The following is a 26,486-nucleotide window of genomic DNA, read 5'->3' on the forward strand; positions in this document are numbered from 1 at the left end:
CTATTTACACAAGATATTTTACGCTCTCAACTTTAAAGTCGTATAATTAATTTTAGATGGAACTGGCCCTAAAATATCTCTAATGCAAACTTCTTCTAATGAAAAAAGAATGTTTCTAATTTCAGAAGGCCCCCAGAAAGTAAATTTAATGGAGGTGTATTGAGTAGATAATATTAATAACTCTTTATTAATCCTTGGAGGTAACGAGTTTTGATTATGTACAAAAGACCATTTTTCAAAATACTCCTCCCAATAGTCTAATGCTCCTGAAAAGTCACTTTTTATTTTTGCTATCATTCTATTTTGATTAAGACTTTGAGGACCATTAACAGCAAACAAGTGCCGCTCATTAATTAAATAGCCATCATTTTTCTTGTCTCCATCCTTCCCCCATGGACGACAAGGCATAAAATTATCTTTATATTTTATTTGCATCACCTTAGAAAAAAAATCTTCAAACTCATTTTCAGTTTTCTCTCGAATAATTTCTTTAAACTTCATGTCATAAAAAGCCCAAGATAAATCATCCATAATGTTTACTCCTTTCTGTGTTTAATATAAATATTTTCGTGGAAAGTTGTAAATTTGAGCATATAGATGCAATATGATGATTAAAAAAAATTACAAAACTCCAAAACTTTTTTTAGTAATATTCATAAAATAAATATCCTACTTTTTTCATTCTCCAAATATTTCTCATCTAATAAAGACAGAACTTCATATATATTACCATAATCTTGATTATATGTAGTCCAAATTTACTATAAAGCCTCTATATTATTAGCATGATATGCTTAATAATTGTGTTCGATCTATTCTCAGGCTTATTTAAGCCGTGCTTTAGTTTAGATATTTGTATTCCCATATCTCGAATAGAGTTCAAGGACTTATATTCAGAATTGCTCTCAGAGTGAATGAACAAAGTTGATAGAGAATATAGTTCTCTTTCTATTTCCAAATTACCATTATGCAAAACAACTTCTGCCCATACATATCGCCTTCTAGTAACACCATCATTTAAATACTTAAATTTCCTTTCACCGCAGGTATCGGGCAAGATATCTACATGTGCACGTACAGACTTAATATTTTGAACCTTTTCTAATAATTGCAGGGTTTGTATGAATTCATCTAATTCGCCCTGTACTTTTATCTCATGAAGTGGTTTGTGCTCTAGAGCACGCGCTATCTGATGACCACCAATATCTGCAGTAAAACGTTTACCTTCATCGTCTAAGTAATATACTTTGGTATTCTCATCTGCAAATGAACGTTGCTTATCAACATTTTTACGGATTCTTGTAATTTTAGGCTGAAAAGTGTACTCATGACTTTGGTTCTCCATTTCTACAATATTAATATCACTTCTCTTCCTTGAGACAAGGATGCACTCCTTCGCCAGAACTGTACATTCTTATTCAAGCTTAATTTTGGACATGAAAAACTCCCTTGTATACAGGTTTTATTATTTCACCTGTCTACCTAAAGGGGAGCATATCTAAAGCATTAGACTGCCACTGGTTTATTAAACTAACGTTACAGTTTATTCAAAAGGCTCCCTTCTACTAATTTGAAAACAGCTGCCATTTTGAGATCAGCCGTTTTAATGCAAGTTCCCTATTTATGTTCTAGCTTTAAACTTATCTGGGTTCATTGAGATTTGAGCGCTGATAATACCATGCACCTTTGTTATATCCTTATAGGTGCTTTCCCACTCTTCGAATGTGTCATTGAGCGGATCTATAAAATCGTCAGTATCCTTATCCGCGTATTCTTCCCATTCCAAAGATATCTCTGCATGCTTCCAAAAGCTATCTTCAATTTCTTTTAATGATTTTAAACAATAACTGAGCTTTTCTTGGATAGTTTCATCAGATCCTTCCTTTATCACGTTCTCGCCAAATACTTCTGTAACCTTTATGAGCGCATGTCCATAGTTCGGAAGTGTACCTTCGAGCCAGTAATCAAGATCGGAAATCAATTTTATGGATTGGTTTACCTCGTTCACAAATGTACGGATAATCTCTGACCGCGTTACTTTGAGCTCTAAAAAATTCACATACTGCCCTAATTGATTTATTCTTTCGATTTCCTCGTAGAAAGCACTTTTGCTTTTGTTTAAGCTGATTTGCAAATCTTGTGCTTCACGGATCGACACGTTGAGATAGCTGCTAAGTTCCCTTACAGTTTCCATTTTCGTTATTGCTTCGTTTTTGAGTTGCTTCATTTCATCGTGCCGTTTCTCGACCTCCTCCACCTTAGATGAAAAGGCCCTTCTGGAAACCCAGACGAATATACCGCAGAATAATGTAAGTACAGCAATAATAACTGCAAGCAATGACAATAATGCATTTATATTCCCTTCAAGTATTGCGATTCTCGATTTTTGAGTATCTATTAATTGCTGGGTGATTTCTTCTTTCGTTAGGGTGTACCCTTGCTCTTGAACCAATACCTGCAGTTCTTCTTTTGTAGCCAAGTCCATCTTAAGTTTTTCCAAACTACTCTGTAATTGAACATTCGTAACTAAATTGGCTTCCGTTGCTGCAGTAGCATTTTGACCCACAGAAAGGAAACCTAATAAGATACAGAACGCCAGTATCTTAAGCTTCAATATTTTTTTCCTATAACCTCCTATTTTCAATCTATTTTAGAATCTATGTGTATAGATTAGAGAAAGCTGAAGAGAACTGCCCGGACTCTATTCTTAACCTCATCAAATATTACCACAAATTGGTTAAGTCGAGAAACAAAATTGTATCCTCGTTACTACCATTAACCTAATGTCGTCCCCTATATTTCTCAGTCTAATTCGTAGGTGCATGAATATGTCTCTTAATAGAAAAAGTCCCGATGATATCTAAACATCATCGGGACAGAACTAAGTTTCTCACTTTTTCATTAAGGGCGATTACCAACATTAAACCACTGTTACTGACTATATTTAAGGGTTACCAACAATAATGTTCAGTTACCAACTTTAATGTCTCTGAGCAAATAGATGTCACGTGATAAAAATCTCTGGAACTAATTTTGTTGATTTTACTGGATTTGAGCAGGCACCTGATAAACGCAAAAAAATGAAAGTGTGGAACCACCACTAATTTGTGTAGAAAGAAAGTTGGAAACCATAAAGTTTCACTATTAACTTAAGGGAATTTAAAGAATCAATTCATTTAACTTTTTACTTAATATCGAACTAATAAGTTAGAGATCCATTGAATTGAACCCTGTTCAAGTTCTTTGAAACTTCACTACCTCTGTCTGAATAATATTCATTGTTAGACGAGTATGACCACGATGATTTTGTGTGTTTATAGTGCTATAATCTAGCTCGTATAGTACTCATAGCTTAGAATATATCCTTCTATCTGTAGAAATAATTGAAGCTGAGATACTTTTTGATTGTAGAGTGCCGATTTTGAACACTCCGCATATCTTAGTCCAAATTGTTTAATCGTGTAGGTTTTTGGATTTTACATCCACCATATGGAGGTTGGAAATATCCGTTCCAAGTATCGTTAAAATTAGAACTGAATAAAAACTGCTTCTAAAATGGATTTATCAAATAGTTTATATTAAATTCTGTCCCCCTCCCTCCGTAACTGTAGGTGTATCCAACCACCAAGGACTGCTGAATCTATTGTTTCTATTAATTTCGGTTAGAACCAGGCAGATAAATTACTTATGACAGCTAAATAAAATGGAAGAGAAACATTCTTTCGTTGGAATCGAATATGAGTGCATCCCAATCATAGTTTGATCATTATTATTAAAAACTTCCTTTCATTTTCAAGGGGGAATTGCAATGGTTATATCTAATATCTATGTTTGCTCATATTGCTTCCGAAAACTGCATTTTACAACTACTTTATAATTTCATACATCGTCTAGTAATACGTAGCATGCGTCGAACCATAAGAACATTAATTCCAGTAATAAAAAGAGGACAGCCCGAATAATTAAGGCCCCTCTAGATAGATACATTAATTTCCTCATTTGTTGATTCTGCACCTTTTTGATCTTCGAAAATTTATATCTTAATCACATTAAAGTTTCATTCTCAAATATTACCTGAATAAATCATTGATTCCCCATTACTACCAATTCAATCTTCATACTTCTTCCATAATCACCTCTAAATCATTTCCTTCATTTGCTTCTTTACGCTGTTTCTGGTTTTCTGTTATTACACCCAACTTCACAGTACACCAAAGCCATGTCCTTTTTTCATCAGAGTTTTCATCATACTCATCTTTGGGTATGCTATTGTATAATTCAATGGTTATATTTATAATGTCGTCTTCAAGCTCATTGTTTCTTGTATATTCTTCTGTGAACATAAGTAAGGAACCAAAGTATCTTAGATAAGACCACGTCATTTTATTTTTCTGTGTGTATATATATTTGTGAAATTCTTGAATATCACAAATCAACTCCTCTTTTGACTTTATAGATAGCTTCTCAGTAAATTTGTGAGTAGGTTCTACTGAGATGCTTCTAAGCTTTTCTGAGATTTCTTCTTTTAATTGATAAATTTTTATAAATTCATGAATTCTATTTTGGTACTGCTTAATTGACTCAATTATATATTCATTATCCTTATTCTCGTTTTTTATGCTTTGGATTGACTTATTAACCCATTGCTTAAAAAAATCCAATTCTGAGGTAGAAAGATTCTCTTCATTAAAAATTCTCCTGATTGCCTTTACCATATCTTTAAGCTCAAATATATCGCTCAAATCTGAACTAATACTTTCATAAGTATATGCTGGATCTTTTAATTTCAATAGATTCATAATCATAAGTATATCGCTTTGATAGCGCCGAAAAATATGCATTGTTGTTCCATTAAGATAAGCAAAACATACATCTTTATCGTTTGTACTTTGAAACTGATTATTTCCATTTAATATTTCATATAATTTTGCAAAATATATATCAGTCTCTAATAACGAATTTCGAGAATCACTAAGAATCTCAAATAAATTCTTAAGGGTCAGTGATTCCTTTTCAAATAAAGTGATTATGTGATCTATTAACTTATTTCTTCTTGAGTTGACTGAATTACTTGAAATCTCATAGTTATAGTACATAATCACTCGTAAGTATTCCCTTATTTCCTCTATACTATTAATTGTCAGGCTGTGATTTGGATCATCTAAGTCACTCAGAATTTTTTCACTATCCGTTTTCTTATCTGCAAACAATCTATTGAATGGACGATTAAGTACTACTGCATTACAAAAATCGTTCAGTATCTCCTGTTTTAGACCCTGTTCTTCACTGATACCCATTCTAAAAAACATCGAAAAGAAGGGAATTGTTATGTAATTCTTATTTTTGATATATTTATTATTTTGCATAATATCGAAAAAATCATTATCTTGTTGTATTAATTTATCAACATGTTCTCCAAAGAGAATTTTCAAAATAGCAACTCTAACAATTATTTCATAAATTTGATCTATTCTGCTTAAATTAACCTTCACGTTTTTATGTTCAGAAACTCGCAGATCGATGGTTACCAACAACTCCTTTATTTCCCTAATGATTTTTTTAACTTTCCTTACATTACTAATTCCATCATTTAATTTCTGGAGATACCCTTCAACTTCCATTTTACTGTGATTTAACTTTTCTAGTTGAGTAGGCACTTGTGGATCATTATTGTTTTGACTCTTTTTAGTATTTTTGCTTAATGAATCAATTTCCTCTTGAATTCTAGTGACTAGATTATTAATATCTTTTATTACGTCCGTTATATATAAAACAGCGTTTTTCTTTATATTATCCCTAATTTCATGTGTCCACTCATCAATTAATTTCCTTTCATCTACATTATTTATAAAATAACTAAAGATTTCTTGGTAGCTTAATTTAGATAACTGGAACTTCTTGCTCACAAATTTGTCCAAGTAAGCCCGATTTATTCTTTCATTTCCATCTATCCTTTGCTCATCCATCAAGAAAATTACATTAATACCCCGAAAATTCACCACTTCTTTGATGAATATTAAAGTAGAGTTAAAGGTCTCTTCTTCAACCCTATCAAAATCATCTACAATAATATAAATCTTACTTTTTTCTTCTGGAAAATCGATAGTTCCACCTTTATGTCCCCCTTTTCCTCCATCTTTTTTTCTTTTGTTTTTCTTCATTCCATTCGACAAAAGCTTATATATATCTTTTTCCAACCATTTTTTACTGTTTCTAAAATCATTCCGTTCTTCATTATCCAAATTTTCCAATAACACATCTAATTTGATAACTTGTTTCAAATTTAGTGTGTTTATTGTTTGAAAAATAATATTCACATATTTCTTAAACGGACTATCTTTCCCTGTAAAGATCCCATTAGAATTTAAAATATCTTCAAGTTGGCCAAAGAAGTACTCCATTAGCTTTTCAGTAGTATCTAATATCATCGGTTGTATGAAGATCATATGATTTCCATCTTCTGATAATTTTTGTGACAACACATTTATTAGACTAGTTTTACCTGTGCCCCAATCTCCATTTAACACTAGAGCAAATGGTTCGTTGTAATTGTTTCCCCTCAATAATCCATACAAATTGCTATATTCATGCTTTCGAGTAGGGAGTAATTGTTCATATACATTAATCTCAACATCTGATTCTTCATTTACCTTATCAATATCTCCGGTATTAATTTCTCGAGTCAACAGTTGCAATATAAACCATCCAAAAATAAATACACCTATCAATAACAAATCATCTACGAAAAACAGCTGATTGGTAGATATCGCTGTAAAAATATAAGTTAGGCCCAAAAAGTAATATACCTTAGAAAAATTCTTTGTAATTTTTTTAGTTGACTTTAAATAGATCATTAACTCCTTGATAAATACTATAGAAAAGAATAAGTACAGAATCCAACCAATTGACCAATACATAATCAATAGATCATTGATTTTTTTAATATTTGAGATTTCTATTAAATATCCAAAAAGACAAGTTATTGAAATATGAGCTAGTACGTTGACAAATTTCAATTTCAACTTTCTATTTTTTCTAACTTTGTACCAATAAATTAATCCTACTATTATAAAGCATAAAACTATGATAGTATTAAAACTTTTAACGAGGTTAAAAACATAGTTATAACAAAGTTCTATAAAACATCTTACTACTTCTAACGCTTGTAATGAAAAATCTGTCAATCCATTATTAAATTCCTCTAGCATATAACACCTCACTCGGTTTTATTACTTTATCTCAAAATTTTATAATAATCCTTGTTCTATACATGCTGCAAAAAATAGTGTATACATTGCATTCCATTTACCAGTACATCTGCTTAGGCATTACCTTTAAAGAAAGCAGTTCGGCTTATCGTCCGTAAATTTTTATTCAATCTTATATTGTATCATTATCATATTCGTAACTTGAGTTGGGTTCTTTACCTTATTATTATGGCAGGAGTACATTTTTCCTTGATGTTCATTTAACAGACAACGAAATCTTGATACAGTTCGCTTTCTTAGTACATCCCAACTAACAACTACTTGATCGAGGTTTCAACATTTTCAGTGTTATTAGGACGATTTCGGATGTACTATTTATCTAGTATGATGGATCTATGCTCTATACATTATCAATTACGAAACCTGCCTAAATAATGGTTATCGACATCTTCAAAAGTTTGTACTGTTTGCCCACGCTGAATTATTATCTTATCTGGGGAGCCAAGAGAAGAATAGTATAGGCTCTGCGGTAGTATTAGATTATTACTTAGAATGCTTCGGTAAGCATCCCCTAACTCTGGGACAGTGTCAAACACTTCTTGAAAGATCTCATCACGATTTCGATAAAAATCAACTAAGTTAAAATAACCTTTATCCTTCCCTCTTTCCCAAAATAGTTGAAAGGGCTTCACAGGGTAATGGGATAGTTTTTTGCCCCTTCTTTCAAGATATCGATCCATTGCATGCATTGAATCCATCAAATATTGGGTTCGATATGTCTGTAAAATAACATCATCCCATCGTTCTAAATATTCAGGAGCGGCGTTTGCGAAGCAATTAACCAAGTGCCTCAATATGTTGGCGATAAACGATAGAGCATGCAGTCCGTTCACGGGAAAGTATGTACCTAAAACCGACAAACACCCACTCCCCATAAACAAATTGGCGACGTTTAAATGCGTACCATGCATTACTTGCGTCTCGCATGCTCCAAGTAATGCAATTATTGGCTTCCATGAAAGTTGTTCCAATTCAATGGCTGTTACAGTTTCATTACCAATCACAAGCTTTCCGATCATATCGTTTACATCGTAACTTCCATGTCCATAGTAAATAAAAATAATCGGTTCTTCCTTTTCTATAGTTTCAAAAAAATTCTTCTTGTCATTCGTCTCAACATAAACGATCTCTTTTCCAATCAATTTAAAATAATGGTTGATCTCCGCACAGAGTTCTCTTCCTAGTCGGAAAAGCCCCTTATCACGATCATCCTCCTTACTTAATGCATTAATCATTAATACTTTTATATTCTCCTGCGTAAGAGTAAATTCACGATTCATAGTATTGGAATGGCTTATGAGACCATTACCTGGAGTAATAGGGACACGGCTGTAATTACAGGCTACGCACAATGGGAGTCCTTCTAATTCCATCCATTCAACAGGCAAATCAGAAATTACTTTAACTCTCGAAGCATGCTTGGCAATCAGCTTAGTTGTTTCTATGTGGAAAGCTTCTTGGATGTGCTCAGAAATTTGTTTCATTCCTGTTGTAAAATCAGGTATTCTATTTCGTTCCTCCATATCATTGCTATACGCAGATAGTGCAGCTGCTAGGCGATAAAAATTCGATGCCGGAACATTTCGTGTACGAATGTATGGTACGCGACGTGCAAGTGAATATAAGACATGTAAACTACTCAAAAATTGTAACTCATTACCGCGTTCAATTATTAAGCCATTAAGTTGAATGAAATTTTGTACTTTCTTATCCTCAGATTCAGCCTCAATAACAGTGGCATCAACTACTTGATAATAGTTTGCATGGTCATAGACCTGCCTCAGAAGTTTCTTTGGTAACTTATCTTTTTTTAAAGATTTATTTAACATATCGATTAAATGGTAGTTAATTGAAGGCACACAGAGAACAAACTCACTATTAATTGTGACTTTATCCCATTTATTCAATACAGCGTCGACAATTCGATTATATCTTTTATCGTCCTTGTCCTTTGCTATTTCTTGAAGATTGGATTCTGTTATGTTTATCAATGAGAGACGGTACCGATCATTATCGTCGAAACTGCCCTCTTGAAGGTATCCCATATTTATTGTCACTAATTTTTCTGCTAGAATCCTACGTATGTATTCATTTATTAACTTATCCGCTTCAATTTCTTTTTCTTTAAATATATCTGCTGTGCAGGGATTCACCTTATATCTGCGTTTTTGAGTACTCTCGTACAATCCACGTATTCGATCAATTGAAACTGTTAATGGATCAAGAAAAGCAATAGAAGGAGCCCTTAGTGACTTAATTTTGGTTTTGTTAGGTAACCAAGTTTGACGACGGGTAAGTGGAATTGACGATACCCAATTTTTAGTTTGCTCTCTCCAAATTTTATGAAGTATACTAACAAGATTGGGTTCATGCAGAGAAAGAACCCCCTGCATTCCTTCTCCATCATAAACAACTGGCATTTGTGTTACTTTACGAATTGTTTCAATTGTTTGTGCACTAACGTTCTCCATAACAAACACACAGCCGAAAGGGGTAAACTTAAACATTTCAACAACTTGAAGTGTATTGGATTCATAAATATAATGAATTTGATAGTTAATATCATATGGCATATACATTGTGGCATTTGGCCAATCTCCGATATATTCATCAACCCAAGCAGGTAGGTGAGATATTGTATTCAATATCATTTTTGACCCAATCAAATTACGACTAATTCGATTGAAAATCGTATCTTTTCCAGCTTTTTCCTCAGTCATTATGATAAAATAGTGAAACAACCTTATATGACGTTTAATTTCGTTCTCAATGTTCAATTTTATCCCGCCTAATTCTTCAAATATAATGAGGATAATAACTCGGTATGACGTTTATATTAAAACCGCCAATTAAGTACCCTTTACAAAGTATTATTTAGCTTACTTATTTCTGTAATCTTTGTTCCCAAACTAACCTACTTTGCTCGCTTGGAACCGCAATAACAAGCAATTTTCTGGGCCTCGTCATGCCAACATACGCTATTCTTAGTTCCTCGTCATCCAATGTATTTAAGCAGTTGGAGAGCATAGTTCTATAAAACGCCCCCTGTGCCCCCTTTTCCTTTAATATTAGTAAGACGGCATCAAAAGTTTCTCCTTTTACCGTATGCACAGTCCCCATTCTAAATCCATAGTTGTTTTCCGCAGAGATTTTAAATATTTCATCAAAATTGTAATCGGTACAATCGGGTTTTAAATTCATTCTTATTGTAATATTGTTAATCCGGAGAATATCTGAAGCCTGGTTTACCCACTCTTTAATGCTGCCAGTCGGTGAGGGTAAACACCTCAATATATGCAATATTTCTTTTCTATGACGAATAAAGCCTTTTCCAGAGATCCAACTATCGAGATCATTTGATGAACAATAATTTTTATTAAATATTCCTTTATATAGTGCTCTTTCAATCAGGCGAAAGGCTTCAAACACATCTCCATTTTCAGACATGTACTTCCCCTTTGCCAAATCTCTTACGAAATACTTACCTACTTGCCACGGATACTCAATCCGTTCAGGATGAGTTAGAATTTGATTTTGTATTGACTTACTTCTAAAAATAACAGCTACATTATCTTGATTTACCTCAACTTGATGTTTATCACACAAGCGAATAAAGTAATCAAGTGTTTGATTAATGCTTTCCTTTTCATAACAAAGAATCTCCGGGATATGTTCAAAATCTTTAACTACCTCAGTCACCGCAATCGAAGGACTAGTACGAGAGGTAAGTTTATACGTGACATTACAGATATTTTGAGAACTCCTTCTATTTTCATCTAAAATAACAGAGTTCTCCTCCCATATGTTAAATTTATCGGTAAACAAATCTGGCCGTGCATTATTCCATTCATAAATAGCTTGATCGGGGTCGCCGACTAACATTACATCTTCAAGACCATTCTCAATTAATTTATCGAGTATCCTCATCTGTATTTCTGAAGTATCTTGGGCCTCATCAATTATTACTTCCGGAAATCGCATTGCTATTGAACGAGCAATATTGGGATACTTCTCTAAAATCATTAAAGAGAAATAATTAGCATCGGCTTGGTTTGCGTACCCCTGTCTCCAAAACTTTTCTTTTGTTTGACGTATTCTTTTTACATGCCCATTTTCTGAACTATCCTTATTTCTTTTCCAACTAAAATGAAACATTGTTAGATCTGCTATCGTCGGTATAACATCCCCACTAATGGAAAAACTTGTGGAATCAAAGTATTGATCATAATCACGATCATAATTTCCGCCAGACCATGTGCCATGTGGTTCACCAACAAGAATAGGCCTCTTACCACACCCCATTACTAAATGTCCAAAAGGCAAAAATATAAATTTATTAATAAAGCTGTCTAGCGTCCCAAGGTAGTGGGGGTAATTTATCGTCATCCCTAAGTTCTGAACAAGCATCTTCCAAATTTCTTGCCATGCGACGTTAGTAAAGGATAGTGCTGCTATCCCCCTATTAGATAGCTGCCAATTACTTAGCTTATAAGCCAATCTTGCTGCAGTCGTATATGTTTTTCCACTTCCGGGACAAGCTTTAACAGCAAACAATCCATTCTTGTCAGAGACAATTGTACGTTGAATGTACGAAAGACCGTCAAACATTAAACTCACCCTTAACAACCCATATTATAGAACGTTTTATATAATCTGGAACCATAAACTGCCTTCTAGCGATTTCATCGTTTTCAAGTCTTAGAGCAAGCCGATGAGCCAATTCTGACTTTGCTTTATTACTTTCTACTTTACTTAGAAAGCTATGTGCGAAATCAGATCTTGTGTCTCCAGATATTCTTGAGGCAGATGTAGGATGCATGTCCTTATAGATACTCAATAATAAATCTTTATTATAGTCACTGGCCATTATTAACTCGTATTCAAATGTTACAGTTGAGGCCTCTACATGCAGAAGTCCCCCCCTAAGATCCAAAGCATTCTGTGCCCTAGAGGATATTTCTTCTGTGGCTTGATCTCTATCATCATCAGTAACTATCACACTCCGGATATTTAGTCTCTTACTCTTAGCGTTAGAGTTGAATAGTTTTCCGAAGTGTTCAAATGCAACTCCATTGACAATAACAATTTCTATACCCATTTTATCTAAATCATATTCTTCCCCCATAATTTTCGAAAACTTCTGTAGTAAGAGCGCCTCAGATATGCCTTCGACAAAAATAACTCCATTTGAGAAAAATAATTGTGATTTAGTTACATCAAGAAACTTACCAAGATACTTTTTATTATTATCGTAAAGTTCAGAACTTGCTAAAGAAAATGTGGAGACAATATTATCTTGGCATTGAACCACAATTAGCGAATCAATATCCGCTTTAGCTGTAATTGTTGGTGAATGCGAAGTAATAAAAATTTGAAACCCTATCGAATCCAGTTTACTTAGATAATTAAAATAAATACTCTGTAGTTGTGGGTGCAAGTGAGCCTCTGGTTCTTCAATCAGTAATGCAATGTATGACTCTGGTTCTAAATGTTTACGATTTTTTAGATCTCCTAATACTGTTGCCATGTATAACAAATTATTATAGCCGAGTCCATTTTGTTGAATATCAAAGTATTTCTGTTTGCTGTTATCGCCTCCGAGAAGGTCTGAATCAAACACAGGAAATATTACTCTTAAGGTATCTACAATTTTCCTGAATTCAAAAGGTAAAAATTCAATCTCCACTGACTGCTTTTTATTTGTTATAGAAGTCTCATCAAGATGTTCATTTATCTTCTGTTTTCCAGTTTCAATAATACTATTCCAATCAGGGTCTCCAGTTAGAGATCCCCTAAGTCTTTGTGTTAATTTATCCCGTTGTTCATCATTAATTGGATTGCCTTGAATATCCTCACGAAGATAAGAAATTAATTCACCTAATTTATTCCCACGAACTGGCCTTAGTTGCTGAGCCGCATCTCTAAGGGCGTCTAGATACACGAAAAGCAACATATTTAAAACATCCGGTGTAATTTGTTGTCCCTCGTTGTCTCCTCCCCAAACGTTGTATCTGATTTTCTCAATTCCGTTTTTTTCCTCTAAATAATATTTATAATGAATCTGTAAACACTGCTGAGATCCATCCTCAGAATAGGACAATAAATCAATAAAAATACCGCTCTCTGCAGGGTCTTCTATCTGAAAAATCAAATGAAATTCTATTGAGTCAATATTTGCATCAGGATCATGTCGGTTAATATAAAAATCACTTCGCTTTACATATGTGTCCCTCATTTGTTTACCATAATTGAAGCATATCCTAAGAGCGTCAATAATAGCTGACTTGCCAGCATTATTTTCCCCTATCAGTATGTTGAGCCCTTTTCGGAATTCGATGCTAAGATCAGAGATATTTCTGAAATTTTTAATGCTCAATTTTTTTAAAAACATATTAATCCCCGCCTCATTGTCCCATATTGGTTAACTAAAAAAATGTTTAGTATGCAATTAAAGAATTCATACCAAGGTATAATCTAATCTCGTCTTTGATAAATTTGAGTATTGCATTTATCTATGTGTCCGAAATTTATGTGGAATTCCTTTTCTTTCGTACAGCCACAAGTACTAACTCAAAGTTATATTCTCTTCTCACAAGCATACTCATCAATATTTAATCTAAAAGGATCTGATGAGCTGAAGCCAACCATTAAGTGTCCGACTACTTCTGATTTTGGTGATAAGGCTAATTGAAAATATGCACCTACACATAATATCCACAATCGTTTCCATACGCTTGTTTTTATTGTACTGTCTTTCTTTAAAGTCCATATAATCGCTCGCATAACCATATTCAACTATCCAACAATTTTTTTCCATATGTACCTCACTTAAGCGATAAAAGAATTATGTACAATGAACTATACGTATTAAATATAAATTAGACATTTACCAAGAAAACCCTACTTTATTCACAAAAATTATCCAATCAATTCGGACCATAGTAACAGACTAAAAAGGATGAGTACCGCGATAATATTTCGCGTTGCTCATCCCTTTTCCATAAGATCGTTCAATTGTATTATAAGTTGCTTATCCAGTTCTTCTGTACTTTTTCTGTACATAGGACTAAATGTCTTTACATTTTTTAGCGAGTATACTTTTTTATTATATTTTTTCATTTGACTAATGATAACGGGAAGATGTCGGAGCAGATATTGTTCATCTGTTTCTATCCTACTATTTAACATTGCAATGGTCTTTGGAAGTTTCTCTGAAGCATACTCTATGTGTTCTTTAATGAACTTAGGAGCATAAGATAAAATTGTATACTTTTTTATTTGTTCCGAGGGATTTTTTCTGTACACTTCATCTGCTGCTACAATTACTTCATCGCTATAGTGCTTATCTAGTCTTTCCCAATCAATTCGCACCTTATTTCTTTTACTAGAAGGTAAAACCTGCTCCATCCACTTCCTGTCTTCTCTAAGCATTTTATGATATAGATGGCTGTGTTTTTTGGCTAATTCCGTTCTAGTAATACAAACATTTTTTCTTAAGAGTTCAATAATTCGCACTCGATTTTCATTGAAATGACTTACTACTTCTGATGCAGTTGCAACTTCATTATGTAAACTTAATGAGCTCCACAATATATTTAGTGACTGAGGAATTCTTTTATCTAATTTCGGTGTCCTGATTCTTGTTAATGCTCGTTGTATTTGTGTAGGGGTTGTATTTAACTTCACCGAAATCTCAGTATTACTAAATCCACTTGAATGCAGATCAGCTAAAATCGAGTTCCATAAATGCCCCATTGTTAGTACAGCATAAGGTCTTTCCTCTCCTTTATCCGTAAACCGCCATCTTTTTGCAAAACAAAATCCACACATAGGGCAGCCAAATAGTCCTGAGATATACTTCCCTTGATGGTCTATACGAATGCATTTTCTGATAATTGGTTTATTAAACTCTGGACAAACCGAGTTATGACAAATCCACGGGCCATTTCCAAATGGGATAGGTATTGAAAAAGCGGAATTATCTAATAAGAATTCTTCAACAGAACCAGATAAAAACATCATAAACAAAATGTAAAATATAATGCTTTTTACTTGGTGTCCACTCAATATATAGGCATCTGTTTTAATTTGAGAGTTTACATCTATTTTTAGAAAGCGATTGTAATTATTATCTGCAAGATAAACCATGAAGTCCTCAATCAGATTTTTTCGATTCATACGTCCTGAATATTTCATATATCCCTTTAATCCTAAAACGTTACGCATCTTTAGTAGTATTTCTTCCAAGTTTTCTCTTGATTTAGACAATTGCTCAAAGTTGAGTAATAACTCTTGCTCGGACTTAATACTATCTAAACGCTTCTGCTCTTTGTCATTTTTTGAAAAATCGAAGCCACATACACATAGGGAAGATGTGACAAGACTATTTTCAAATTTTACTCCACAATTAGTACATTGAGTAAGTAATTCATAGCCATGTTCAGGACAACAGGTCAAGAATGATAATTGGTGCTTTCTGTGCAAATACACCTCACCATATAATGTTTCATCATTAGCTATGCATGCAGGACAATACCTATAGTTTTCTGATAGTAATTTTCCGCTACCCTTTCCTAGCAGAATCACAATATTTGATTCACCTTTATTAAACATAATTTCGTCCATTATAGAGTCTAATCGATTTGATGGAATAAAAGGACGGAGCCAGCAGAAATAGGTATGATCATGTAGAAATTTCTCGATAGGAATAAAATCAGATGGCAGTCGCATCATTAAATAACTTAGGTTACGAGGAAACACTGTATTATCATAGTTTTTTCTATTGAAAAGGTCACTATTAGTAACTGAAAAGTCTTTATTCCCAGATAGAACATGATATCTATAAACGATAGACCTGAAATCTTCATCAGGATACAATACTGGAAATTGAGCTAGCATGTATCAATTCCTTTCTTTAGTAATCAATCTTTAATAATTATTCTGCCTTATTAAATCAGTAAATACATTCAGAACCTTACTTCTCAAAGGATGGTTGAGACCGGCTAACTTCATTAATCTCCACCCCACTATTTTCCCTTCCAACTCATGCAATTTGTCTGCAGCCCAAAGTAACCTGCGAACTTGATATGATTCAGTAGTATCTATAAAACTTTCTATATAGGCCTTAGTATTCGGAAGTTTGTTTAAACCCTTTACAATTTTCAATGAAAATCCCCCTACTGCGGAGGTTCTTGCTATTGATGCTAATGAAATTCTATGAGGTTCTGGCATACTTCTTATTTCCTCAATGGCTCTTTTAACTACATAGAGCAATATTTCATCCCGCACCTTCCAATCCACTCTAACTTTCTGGGATCTAGGAGCAGCACTCTCTATCACAATAATCGTCTTACTAGCTTTCGATGAAATTAGTTTATTCTTGTAAGGAACTTCTCGAAAATTCAACAAAACTTCTGTCTGATTTTTAATAGTCCCAGGGTCAACCCCTAGGATTTCTGCTTTCTTACGAAGTGACAAACTTGTCGTATTTATTTCTTTTAATTTCTCATACCATACGTGCCCAAAACCCTTTATTCTACCTATCTGATATTTATCTTCGAAAGATCGATCAGGACCTCTACGTGAATAAACAAACCCACATGAACATTGAAATGTTCCAACTGGCAAACCTGTTTTGGAACAACGGGAGATCGAACATTTTTTAATAATATCAAGATAATAGTGATCTGCTGCTTTATTTAGGCAAGGCCATGAACCGTCACCAAACGGGGAACAAGAAACTCTAGCTGAACTATCATGTGCAGCCTCAAGAAATCTTAACAGCAATAAATGCCGTAAAGGATGTATTATTTCTTTAGGACTCCTTATAAGTTTATGCAACCACGTTTCTGAAACATCAGTGACTTCGCAATTTAAATGCTTTAATAACACATCGCTATAAAAATCTCTGAAGTCATTGATCAGTTGGGTGAACTTTACCCTCCCTTGTGCTGTCAAATAAGCCTGCTCGCACAATTTCTTTTTATAACTAGACATTTTTTTCATTTGTAAGGAAGAAGACAGCAGCATTGATGCAGACTGCTCAGCAATATATTCAAGATTCTTAGTCCATTTTGTATCAATGTCAACCACTGGATAATGCTCTTCTCTTATTTTTGATAAAGCTACAAATTCGAACTTGTGATTTTGTGTAGAATATTCAACATGACTTACTGAAAGTGGTTGCTTATGTAACGGGCAAACACTTACACCTGGCAATTGGTGAGTTCGATGCCAATATGGCTCATATTCTTTAGCCTCAGCATTATAACATTCCCGGCAAAATCTAAGATGCTTAGGGGCTTTTACTTTGGTAGCCATCAATCCTAAGATGGCATGAACCTTTCCGTGATTAGCCCCTCTTATCATTAACAATCTTGCTAGATCAATTTTATCTTGGCTCATAAAGTAAGCGTAATACGGGAAAAGAGTATGATTCTGTATTAGCTGTTCGCAAGAGTAATGATTTTGGATATTAGAAGCCAATATATCTATATGACTCGGCAAATCTGTAGTTGCACAAACCAATCGACTACCAAAAAGATCCTCTATGGTTTGTCTTTGTGTCTTATTACCTGCGTTTACATGATATCTAGCAATACCACTATATAACAATTCATCATCATACAACGTTGGGAAATATCCTAGCACTAGAATCAACCTTTCAGATAGGATTCTAGTACTAGTTTTCTCATTTTTTCATATTTTATTACTCTACGAGCTTAAAAAATTAGCTTGGATAGTTCATCTTCCGTTGGTATACTGCCTGTGCTCAGTAATTTTTCGTATATCCCTTCAGGATCCTTTTTCTCCTTAGATATGGCATTTCTAAGGTCATCTTCATCAAGCATAACTTGTTGTTTTTTCTTTTTCGTAGCTTTTCTGATTTCCTGTCCCTTTTTGCTACCACCATCAACCTCTGCGTTAATTGTAATTTCCCTAACAAGCTGTATTCGCAAGTTAACCAGATCCTTTTCAGCCTCATTAGTTTGAAGTATTTTTTTAGAGAGTTCCTGAGCTGTTTCAGAAGAAGCTCCAAAATCTATAGCTGTGCTTATAAGCTCAAAGTACCTCTCCTCATCCAGTTCTACCTTCTCGTTACGCAAAACCTTGGTTCTAACTTCCCCTTGAATGTTCACCTTCTCAGAAGCATTTTGTAAATATTGTTCTAATACATCCCACTTCGGATAGAGGTCATCTATTAATGCCAGAGCTTCAGGATCGTTCCTTTTCAGTACCTTAAGCATTGGTTGAACAAGCTGCATATGATGTTTAGCGACAGTTTCTAATAGAGCTGCAGTTATCTTTTCATCGTCAATTCCATCCTCTATTACTTGCCACTGAGCCAGCATATACAATTTGACTGCAATATCTACAATCCCCTGAGAGAGCTCATACATTTTTTTATTTAGTTGATCCTTTAACGGTGTCGCTGCAGCCGTCCATTGGTATTTCCATAAACTATTCAAGAAGTAGTCCCACTCTTCCCCTTGAACTAACCGATCCATTATCAGATCTCCTTGGCCTGTGCTTCTTCTTGCTTGGCTAAAGGAGCCGGATAGTAACTTCATCGCTTTAAATGTTCCTACCAATACAACGGGAACACCAATTGTATTAATTAGTTGCGTAAAATAATTCAACATCTTCTCTGCCCCGCCACTTTTAAGAAAGCTTAAGTTCTGTATCTCATCAATTACCAACACTCCTAAGCCATGTAGTGTAGCAATATGAGCCATTACCGGAATTAATATGTCTACAGAAGCACGATTTGTTGCAAACTTCCGAAAATAGTTGGTTCCTAAGTGTGAATCTATGGATTGTAAAAAGTTAAAACATAACCCCTTCAATGAGCCATCAAAGGGACAATTTAATTTTAGCCAAACAATTTGTTTACGAATAAATGGTTGTCCATTATAAGACAAATGATGGATTACTTGAGGATATAGTAGTAGTGAGCCCTCTATCGCCGTTGTCTTACCTTGTCCACTTACTCCTAGGATAGCAAATCCAGCAGCGGTAGATCTGACACCTGCAATGTTAGCTCCAGCTGAATCAGTCCCACTACCAAGAACATCCTTAAAACCGATGTGGAATTGCCTAATAGTTGCTGGGGAGAAGGGGTTTCGAGCTTTGTAGCCATGTCGAATCAACCTAGAAAGCCTTTGTTCCACAAGAAAATGTGATGGTAATGGTTCAACATAATCCGAAATTTGTTGTACCAGATGTAATCTAATCTGCTTTCCAAAACTACGCTGGACATTATTAAACTCAGGATATCTCCTAATTTGTAATGCGACATCTTCCTCTTCGAAAATTGGAGGTAAGGCCTCTATAAATGGGTTATCTCTATAGCATTGAATATCCTGTTCAGTATAGTGCGCTTTTTCTTGTCTGCCTATAAGACTTGGAGAATAATGATAAACGCTATCTTCTTGGGTTTTCTTTTTATCCATGAAGTTCATCTCCTTCCCTTTTTAATTTAGCAAGGAGGCCTAGCTTGGATTTAGGCTTATATGACTCTAATGACGTTATAGTATCATCAGATTCAATCTTCTCTTCATCAATCCCAGCTCCCGTTCCTAATTCATAGGCTTGAGCTTTTCGCAACTTCTCTCTTTCTATAGCCCTATTCCCTTTAATATTGGATTTTCGTTCAGACTCCGTCAGGGTGCAATCTTCATTTGCAACACTTCGATCAATTGCTGCTTTTTTAATTTTTTCTAATTTAGCACTTAAAGATACTTTTTCTTGAAGCTCCGTTGTTCGACGATACAAATTACTTGATAGTTTTTCCTCGTATCTAGCGGACTTAACCTCTTCAAGACTCAAATTCATAAAACGTGAAGACTTAGCTAATAGATCGCATTTGATAAATCCTTTTCCGTTATTGGTCTTCACGTACACATGATTCATACTTCTTCTGTCAAAAGCGATCAATACTTTTAGTGACTTTCCTTTTATGAACCATCCTTGACGAGCTAACTCTTCACATCCGTAATACATTCCCTCAAAGTAAATACCTCCTCGATTTGCCGTTACAGTAGCTTCGGGCAATACATTTAAGCGAACAATATCAGGTGCGATTACCTTCAGAAAATGATTGTGGGCTACCCCCCAGTTCCACAAATCTCTAGCAATTGGACGCACTTTATCCAATGCTTGATCTTTATCTAATGGGTAGTATTCCATAAGGTGATAATTGTTTCTATAAAGAATCATTTCAATCATCATTTGAGTAAATTCCTTAAGTGTAAGCTTGGCATCTAGTACATAATTAGGTCCCCCGCGTTTTTGATATTCCTTCTTAACAGCACCAGGTGTCCATGGTTGAAGCGTTACATTCAAAGTTCGAAACTGTTGTTCTACTATGCCCTTTAAATCCGCACGATACGGAGGTGCGTTTTTTATTTTTATTCCCAGTGCGTTACACAAGGAATCAGCATTCTTACTCTCCATCTCTCCACGATCAGCAAAAAAACACTCTGGCATATGGTAGCAGGGCCATTCTTCTTCTGTTATCTCTATATCGTATTGTCTACAATACTCAACTTTATTTACAACTGCATTTTCAATAGCCATCATCATCCCAAGCCAAGATGGCCCTTCAAAACCAACATATAATCCAACAACCATATGACTGTAAACATCGACGGCAATGTATACAACAGGTCTACCAATAATAATATTAGAATCATCAGAACTAATTAAATATACATCCGCTATTGTTGCATCAATTTCAAAAATTTGTCCTGGTCCGGTTGCTTTTCTTGTTTCAGATCCAAGTAAAGGTCTAAAATCACGATTGAAGGTTACTTCCCCTTCCCGAGCGATAAGTTGCTTACGCTTAGAATAATGATTCCGGATGTGGTATCGTAATTGGGTAATGCTTGGCACTTCATGCCCAGAAGGGATTATCGGTATCTCATATCCCCCTTTTTTAACAATACCAATCTGATAATACTTTTTTAACATCTCTATGTATGTATAGCTCACAGAGTCTCTTCTGTTTACTTTCAGGTAGACTTCCCTAATAACCTTGTCAAATATTTTTCGAGTGCCCTCATTTATTACGACCCCCTTCAACTTAGGATCAATGGAGATACTAGTGTTCCTAGGCCTCCCCATTTTTTGAGTCGGATTCTTCTTTTTTCCCTTCCCTCCGCAATTTCTGAATCTAGGAAGCAGAGCATTCACCATTTTCCCTCCAGTCCAGTAAAATCGCAGATATTTATAGTAGAATTTCTTTCCTTTACCCGTCTTTTTCATTTCACTCTTAATAATTTGATACCGCTCTTTTGGCTCAAAAATGTTTGGCTCCAACTCAACAATGTCTTTAATAGCATTCCAGGAGTCGTCTCTAACTTGAATTTCTTTTGGAGTTAGCTTTTCGTCCGGGATCATAAATCTTGAATATGGATCACTCTCACGCTTGATCACAGTCCCGTCCATCATTCCCTGTATTAATTCGGAAATATGCTTAAACTCCGGCAAACCATTTTTTTTAAAAATAGAAATCATTACAGCGCAATCATCTGATTGATTCAGCCATAACACTCTTTCACAATCGACAAGCTTTGAATTAGCATCTCTATATTCAAGTAAATCATTGATAAAAAGCGACATCTATCTCCCCCCAATAAATGGAACAGTTACATGAGTCGAGTTTACTAGTGCTCTCCAAGAAGGCCACATATATACCACTTAGTAATTCAATCCTCAGTTCAATGTATCAACAATGCCCTTAAGAGATTAACTTTGAATGCCCACCCTCCAACCCTGAAAATGGTTTACTAGTATTTTCAATCTTTGTTGAGTAGGAAGAATTCTGAGATTCATATCTACCTCCCACAAACGATTAGCAATCAGATAGCGTACGATATTCATACTTGTTCCCATTAACAAGCCTTCTCGTTTGTCTAATTCTAAAGTAATCTTTGCTAACGGCTGGTTTTGATTAGTAATACGTTCATATAATATTGGCTCTAACGCACACACCATTTTATTGTTCAAAAATGCACTCTCCTCCAAATTTTTAAACGAGTGCAACCATTCCACATTTTTTACCAAATCATAGTTGATTTGATTTTCAGTAATTAATCTCCATTCAATGCCTTGATCTTTCATGAAAATCTGCTCAATTTGTAACTTCTCTAATACCCTTCGATTTAGCTTATCTATAGGTTTGATAGAATGAGCTTTAAACCGAAGTTCTCCACTTGACCTTACGGTTAGCAACATGTCTGTTGTCATTACAATTGGATGCTTGGTTTTAGGGTCAATTGGATGCTTGATGCCTAACTTTTGAGCGATAAACAATGTTTTTTCTAGCGGCAATAAAGGATACTGCTCCCTGATATCAATGACATCAGATGCCCATTCCATCTGATAATGATGAGCCAATTCAAAATGTTCTGAGAAATAATGATGTACTCGTCTACTCTTCCAACCAAAAACCCTAGTTACAATCCCAAGGGAAGGAACATCATGAATAGTTAACCATGGCTTATAATCCGCAAAATGTCCCTTACCACGCCCTTCTCTTATCCTCCTTGCAATTGTTGCTGCAGTAGTACGTTGACGTCTTTTGGACATAACAAAACCTCCAACCAGATGTCTATTATTATTTTATTTATGCAACACAAATCAATTAATATTTGATTGTGATCATAAAGGAAAATTATTCTATTTGTCAACGGAAAAGCGAAATATTTTGCAGCTTTGTATGTGCTATGCTATCTTAATTTTAAAAGTTCAGTTTAGTGTTCAGCTTAGTATTCAAATACGTGAATGATTATTGATAGGGGAATTTTATGTCAGTACTAGGAGAAAGAATTAAAAGTACACGTTCATCAAGAAAATGGACTCAAGAGGAACTTGCAAAAAAAATCGGTACAACTAAACAAGTTATTTCTAATTGGGAACGCAGCAAGGCGAATCCTGACCCAAAACAAATTATCGCATTAGCTAATACCTTTGAGGTCTCGTCAGACTACTTGCTAGGGTTATCTAATTTCCCTACACCTCATTTTAGAGATCTATTCGGTCAACTATCCATTTTAAAAGAAAAAGATTACTCCTTTGTAAAAGATAAGGGGTGGGACTTAGTTGAATTAATTAATTCGGATACTCCACTTACAGTTGGTAGTAATAAAATAAGCCCAAATGAAAAGAAAATGCTTACTACAATTATTGAAATCACACTAAGTAGTATTAAAAAAGTTACACGTGACATTCAAGAAGAAACCCTCAAGTCACTTATCAATATAGGCGAAGAATCTCAGTTATTTTAATGTTGTGATTAATAACTAGATTTAACACCCTTTTGCCCATACCTTTTTCCACCTTTATGATTAATCCTAATCCAATGAAAAAAGATATGGGCGAAAGCTTTCAGTGTCTTATTTCTTTATATATTTATATAGGTGTAACGAGCACCCTGAATCAATCACTGCTCCTTTGCCGTAGACTTCGTTGGTCAGTCCAGTATGTCTATCAATCATTTTATCCATATAAGTATAATTTAATCTTCCATCTGTTTTTAGATATTTTATATCAAAAAAATTCAATTACGATTAAGCATTATTGAAATATTTAACTGAATACTTCCCCTACCTTAAAGCAGTCCTTTACAATTAAGAAATTCCGAAAGTACATTCAAGGGTATTCCCATCAATATATCGAATCCATATAAAAACTACGCAGCTCTAAAATATTGACGAGGCTCATTAATTCCAATTCTTTAAGTGTTATTGCTGAATATCGCTCATTTATTAAACCTACATTATATAGTTGATCTGACACCAATTTTCTCCATTCTTCAAACATCACAACTAATTGGTTAATTTCTGATCGATCACTAACATTAAAAACACTCGAATCAATATGATATCTTCCTTGAATATCAGAAAGAAGAGTTTTAGTGATGGAGAGAGCAATATCAGTATTAATAGTTAACACCTCCTTTAGTATAATCTACAGTGCCTTATACTAAAAATTAAAGTCAATAGGCAGCCTACAAGAAGCTAACTTAATTTACTTACTGACTCTGCAAACCAAAAGAATATTTATTTTTTTTGATTATTTAGTTCACTTCCTAAGATAGTATGCTCGTATAGAGCCAGGAGTAATTCAAAAGTGGCCTCACAATCACTTAAAGCTCGGTGTGCTGATTTATTCTGTATCCCAAACAAGTGGCATAGAGTTTCTAATTTATAATTATTAACAATTAGTTGAGCTCTTTTTGCAGTTTTTTTAGTGCATAATAATTGGCCCTTCCAAGGAGGTAACTTAAATCTCTCCATATACGTACGAAGCAATTCAAAGTCGTATCTATGAAGGTTGTGACCTACTAGAATAGGTGTTTTTCCAATGAACTTTAAAAGATTCTTCATGACGATACTTGACTTTGGCGCTGCATCAATCTCTGATTGTTTGATTCCTGTTAATTCTCGTATAGATTTAGGAATCTTGATCCCTGGGTTCGAGAAGCTTTGAAATCGGTCTACAATCACACCATTTTTAAATTTAATAGCCCCTACTTCAAAAATTCGAGCATACTTAACAAAAGGGGAGTTGGTTTCGAAATCAATAATCACACCTTCATATGGTAAACCTATCCCATTGTAGTCCAAAGGAATACTCAATCTCTTTTCTTTTGTATCTTTTTTTTCTAACTGTTTCTTCATAATATCCACTTGATTGGGCAAATACCCATGAAGAGTTCCTTCTTTTATTAGATCAGTATGCCCCATGTGATTTACTACTTTAAGTAATTCCTCATATTCATCCTTAATAAATTTGAAAGAGATGAATTGATTTAGAAGACGAAAAACTTCAGTACGAGTTTGAGGATTTGTGATACTTAAGTACACCTCTGGGAAAGCAAGCAGTAGTGAGCGATCATTATATTTTTTTTCTAAAATGCGTAATGTGCAAATAATTCCTTCACCGAACACTTTATCAGGAGTAGATTTTCCTTGGTTAAGGAACATGTAGCCTTGTTTAATTCCTTTAATATCACAATACATAGCCGTTGAAAACCGATTTTCTAGCTGAAATACCTCTACAGCTAGTGTTATCTCCATATGCTCCCCTTCTTCCCAAGTTAAATTGTTTATAAAGGACATTCAAATAAATAAGTTATTATTTAGTTCGCACTATAATACTCTACTTAATCAGATAGAACTTTTGGACAAAGGAAGGAAATAGAAATTACACTTTGATTCTAATATATGGTAATGATAAAATCCATAATTAATATGTTCACTTATCGAAAGAACTAAAAAGTTATTGATATTATTACGAGTTTTTTGCTCGAGAGCAGGAGAGAAAATATCTCTGCTTATCTTTTGAAATGTGAAGTTTTATAAGGAGTGTTGTTTATGAAGGGAAAACAAATCTGGAGATAATTTTAAGATATGAATATCCAGGGGGAAAAAGTATGTTCTAAATTACTCCTACTGGAAAGGCTCTAAAATTGCACAGTTAAATCATCAAATATATCTCTAACGAATGGCTTAATACGAGGTGGATGTCTATAAATATTCTAAAAACCTGCAGGTGATTCTTTCAACTAAATATTAATGTTTTCAGGACATTCCTTTTTGTTATCCTGCTTTAAAGTAAAGTATCAATTTTAACGTAAATAACATCAACTTCATTTTTGGTATACTCTAATTCTTCATACATTTGACCTTAATTTTATCTTCAATTGTACTATCTCTATAATTTCATTCTTATCACAATCATTAAGGGTTCTATAAGCCTCAAGTAACTTTTTTTCATTATAGTCTTCATATGTAGTTCCATTTATCGAATCTACACCTGTTAATAACCAGTTTAGATTAACATTATATTGATTCCTAATTGATATTAATGTTTCCGCTGAAGGCTTGCTATTTCCCATTTCAATTTCACTCAGATTCCCTTGAGAAATTCCTATGTTTTTTGCAAATTGAGATTGGTTGAGATTATTCTCTTTTCTAATACATTTTATTCTATATCCAATTTCGGTCATACATTTCACCACCACTTATCAAATTTCAAGCAAAATTATTTCCTTCTAATAAAAGTGGGGAGCCCGAAATAATTTCTTCAGGATCCCCTCTAGATGCGCTAGTCATTTCAATTGTGGTTCCACACATTTTTTACTGGTTCCAGACTTTTTTCACTGGTTCCACAGTTTTTTTACTGGTTCCAGACTTTTTTATCACTAGACAA

15 protein-coding genes are annotated in these 26,486 nt (G+C 34.2%); 1 reads left to right on the forward strand and 14 read right to left on the reverse strand.

The annotated features are described in order from the left end of the window. Nucleotides 1–18 precede the first annotated feature (18 nt). From BBG47_RS18780 to BBG47_RS18835, 12 genes are all read right to left on the reverse strand, one after another. On the reverse strand, nucleotides 19–531 hold the full coding sequence (locus tag BBG47_RS18780) for a hypothetical protein (RefSeq protein WP_065292976.1): 513 nt from the start codon (nucleotides 529–531) through the stop codon (nucleotides 19–21). Between the two features lie 241 nt (nucleotides 532–772). Next, nucleotides 773–1,345, reverse strand: a complete 573-nt coding sequence (locus tag BBG47_RS30015; RefSeq protein ID WP_065292977.1) for a hypothetical protein — start codon at nucleotides 1,343–1,345, stop codon at nucleotides 773–775. A 276-nt stretch (nucleotides 1,346–1,621) separates the two neighbouring features. Further along, nucleotides 1,622–2,614, reverse strand: coding sequence for a hypothetical protein (locus BBG47_RS18790; protein ID WP_065292978.1), 993 nt, complete (start codon nucleotides 2,612–2,614; stop codon nucleotides 1,622–1,624). A gap of 1,501 nt (nucleotides 2,615–4,115) precedes the next feature. Beyond that, nucleotides 4,116–7,208, reverse strand: a complete 3,093-nt coding sequence (locus BBG47_RS18795; RefSeq protein WP_065292979.1) for a P-loop NTPase fold protein — start codon at nucleotides 7,206–7,208, stop codon at nucleotides 4,116–4,118. Between the two features lie 410 nt (nucleotides 7,209–7,618). After that, nucleotides 7,619–10,045 (reverse strand): CHAT domain-containing protein, encoded by a 2,427-nt coding sequence (locus tag BBG47_RS18800; protein ID WP_065292980.1) that lies wholly within the window; start codon nucleotides 10,043–10,045, stop codon nucleotides 7,619–7,621. A 106-nt stretch (nucleotides 10,046–10,151) separates the two neighbouring features. Beyond that, nucleotides 10,152–11,876 (reverse strand): UvrD-helicase domain-containing protein, encoded by a 1,725-nt coding sequence (locus BBG47_RS18805; protein WP_065292981.1) that lies wholly within the window; start codon nucleotides 11,874–11,876, stop codon nucleotides 10,152–10,154. Beyond that, complete coding sequence (locus BBG47_RS18810; protein ID WP_065292982.1) at nucleotides 11,869–13,659, reverse strand: ATP-dependent nuclease; 1,791 nt, start codon at nucleotides 13,657–13,659, stop codon at nucleotides 11,869–11,871. Before BBG47_RS18810 ends, BBG47_RS18805 begins: the two co-directional genes overlap by 8 nt. A 596-nt stretch (nucleotides 13,660–14,255) precedes the next feature. Then, the gene (locus BBG47_RS18815; RefSeq protein WP_065292983.1) at nucleotides 14,256–16,166 is read right to left on the reverse strand and encodes a TnsD family Tn7-like transposition protein; all 1,911 of its coding nucleotides are present in this window, start codon (nucleotides 16,164–16,166) and stop codon (nucleotides 14,256–14,258) included. 30 nt (nucleotides 16,167–16,196) lie between these two features. Then, a complete protein-coding gene (locus BBG47_RS18820; protein WP_065292984.1) occupies nucleotides 16,197–17,897 on the reverse strand; it encodes a TnsD family Tn7-like transposition protein in 1,701 nt (566 codons plus the stop codon). Nucleotides 17,898–17,989: 92 nt separating this feature from the next. Further along, complete coding sequence (locus BBG47_RS18825) at nucleotides 17,990–19,720, reverse strand: ATP-binding protein (RefSeq protein WP_175400579.1); 1,731 nt, start codon at nucleotides 19,718–19,720, stop codon at nucleotides 17,990–17,992. Then, a complete protein-coding gene (locus BBG47_RS18830) occupies nucleotides 19,713–21,890 on the reverse strand; it encodes a Mu transposase C-terminal domain-containing protein (protein ID WP_065292985.1) in 2,178 nt (725 codons plus the stop codon). The genes BBG47_RS18825 and BBG47_RS18830 overlap by 8 nt, the downstream gene beginning before the upstream one ends. A gap of 126 nt (nucleotides 21,891–22,016) precedes the next feature. Beyond that, nucleotides 22,017–22,859: a heteromeric transposase endonuclease subunit TnsA gene (locus BBG47_RS18835; RefSeq protein ID WP_065292986.1), complete on the reverse strand. Its 843-nt coding sequence runs from the start codon at nucleotides 22,857–22,859 to the stop codon at nucleotides 22,017–22,019. 218 nt (nucleotides 22,860–23,077) lie between these two features. On the opposite strand from BBG47_RS18835, the gene BBG47_RS18840 reads away from it, so the two are divergent. Then, entirely contained in the window at nucleotides 23,078–23,557 is a 480-nt protein-coding gene (locus tag BBG47_RS18840) for a helix-turn-helix domain-containing protein (protein WP_065292987.1), read from the forward strand. A 774-nt stretch (nucleotides 23,558–24,331) separates the two neighbouring features. Here BBG47_RS18840 and BBG47_RS18845 read toward each other — a convergent pair. Further along, nucleotides 24,332–25,351, reverse strand: a complete 1,020-nt coding sequence (locus BBG47_RS18845) for a 3'-5' exonuclease (protein WP_065292988.1) — start codon at nucleotides 25,349–25,351, stop codon at nucleotides 24,332–24,334. 596 nt (nucleotides 25,352–25,947) lie between these two features. Continuing rightward, on the reverse strand, nucleotides 25,948–26,283 hold the full coding sequence (locus BBG47_RS18850) for a helix-turn-helix domain-containing protein (protein ID WP_065292989.1): 336 nt from the start codon (nucleotides 26,281–26,283) through the stop codon (nucleotides 25,948–25,950). Between the last annotated feature and the right edge of the window lie 203 nt (nucleotides 26,284–26,486).

The organism is Paenibacillus sp. KS1 (genome assembly GCF_001680695.1).
Lineage (GTDB): Bacteria > Bacillota > Bacilli > Paenibacillales > Paenibacillaceae > Paenibacillus_B > Paenibacillus_B suaedae.

What these genes read in the sequence shown, in the direction of transcription:
- BBG47_RS18780 (WP_065292976.1), bottom strand. Translation starts at nt 531, where the DNA reads ATGGATGATTTATCTTGGGCTTTTTATGACATGAAGTTTAAAGAAATT.
- BBG47_RS30015 (WP_065292977.1), bottom strand. Translation starts at nt 1,345, where the DNA reads ATGGAGAACCAAAGTCATGAGTACACTTTTCAGCCTAAAATTACAAGA.
- BBG47_RS18795 (WP_065292979.1), bottom strand. Translation starts at nt 7,208, where the DNA reads ATGCTAGAGGAATTTAATAATGGATTGACAGATTTTTCATTACAAGCG.
- BBG47_RS18805 (WP_065292981.1), bottom strand. Translation starts at nt 11,876, where the DNA reads ATGTTTGACGGTCTTTCGTACATTCAACGTACAATTGTCTCTGACAAG.
- BBG47_RS18810 (WP_065292982.1), bottom strand. Translation starts at nt 13,659, where the DNA reads ATGTTTTTAAAAAAATTGAGCATTAAAAATTTCAGAAATATCTCTGAT.
- BBG47_RS18815 (WP_065292983.1), bottom strand. Translation starts at nt 16,166, where the DNA reads ATGCTAGCTCAATTTCCAGTATTGTATCCTGATGAAGATTTCAGGTCT.
- BBG47_RS18825 (WP_175400579.1), bottom strand. Translation starts at nt 19,720, where the DNA reads ATGGATAAAAAGAAAACCCAAGAAGATAGCGTTTATCATTATTCTCCA.
- BBG47_RS18830 (WP_065292985.1), bottom strand. Translation starts at nt 21,890, where the DNA reads ATGTCGCTTTTTATCAATGATTTACTTGAATATAGAGATGCTAATTCA.
- BBG47_RS18835 (WP_065292986.1), bottom strand. Translation starts at nt 22,859, where the DNA reads ATGTCCAAAAGACGTCAACGTACTACTGCAGCAACAATTGCAAGGAGG.
- BBG47_RS18840 (WP_065292987.1), top strand. Translation starts at nt 23,078, where the DNA reads ATGTCAGTACTAGGAGAAAGAATTAAAAGTACACGTTCATCAAGAAAA.
- BBG47_RS18845 (WP_065292988.1), bottom strand. Translation starts at nt 25,351, where the DNA reads ATGGAGATAACACTAGCTGTAGAGGTATTTCAGCTAGAAAATCGGTTT.
- BBG47_RS18850 (WP_065292989.1), bottom strand. Translation starts at nt 26,283, where the DNA reads ATGACCGAAATTGGATATAGAATAAAATGTATTAGAAAAGAGAATAAT.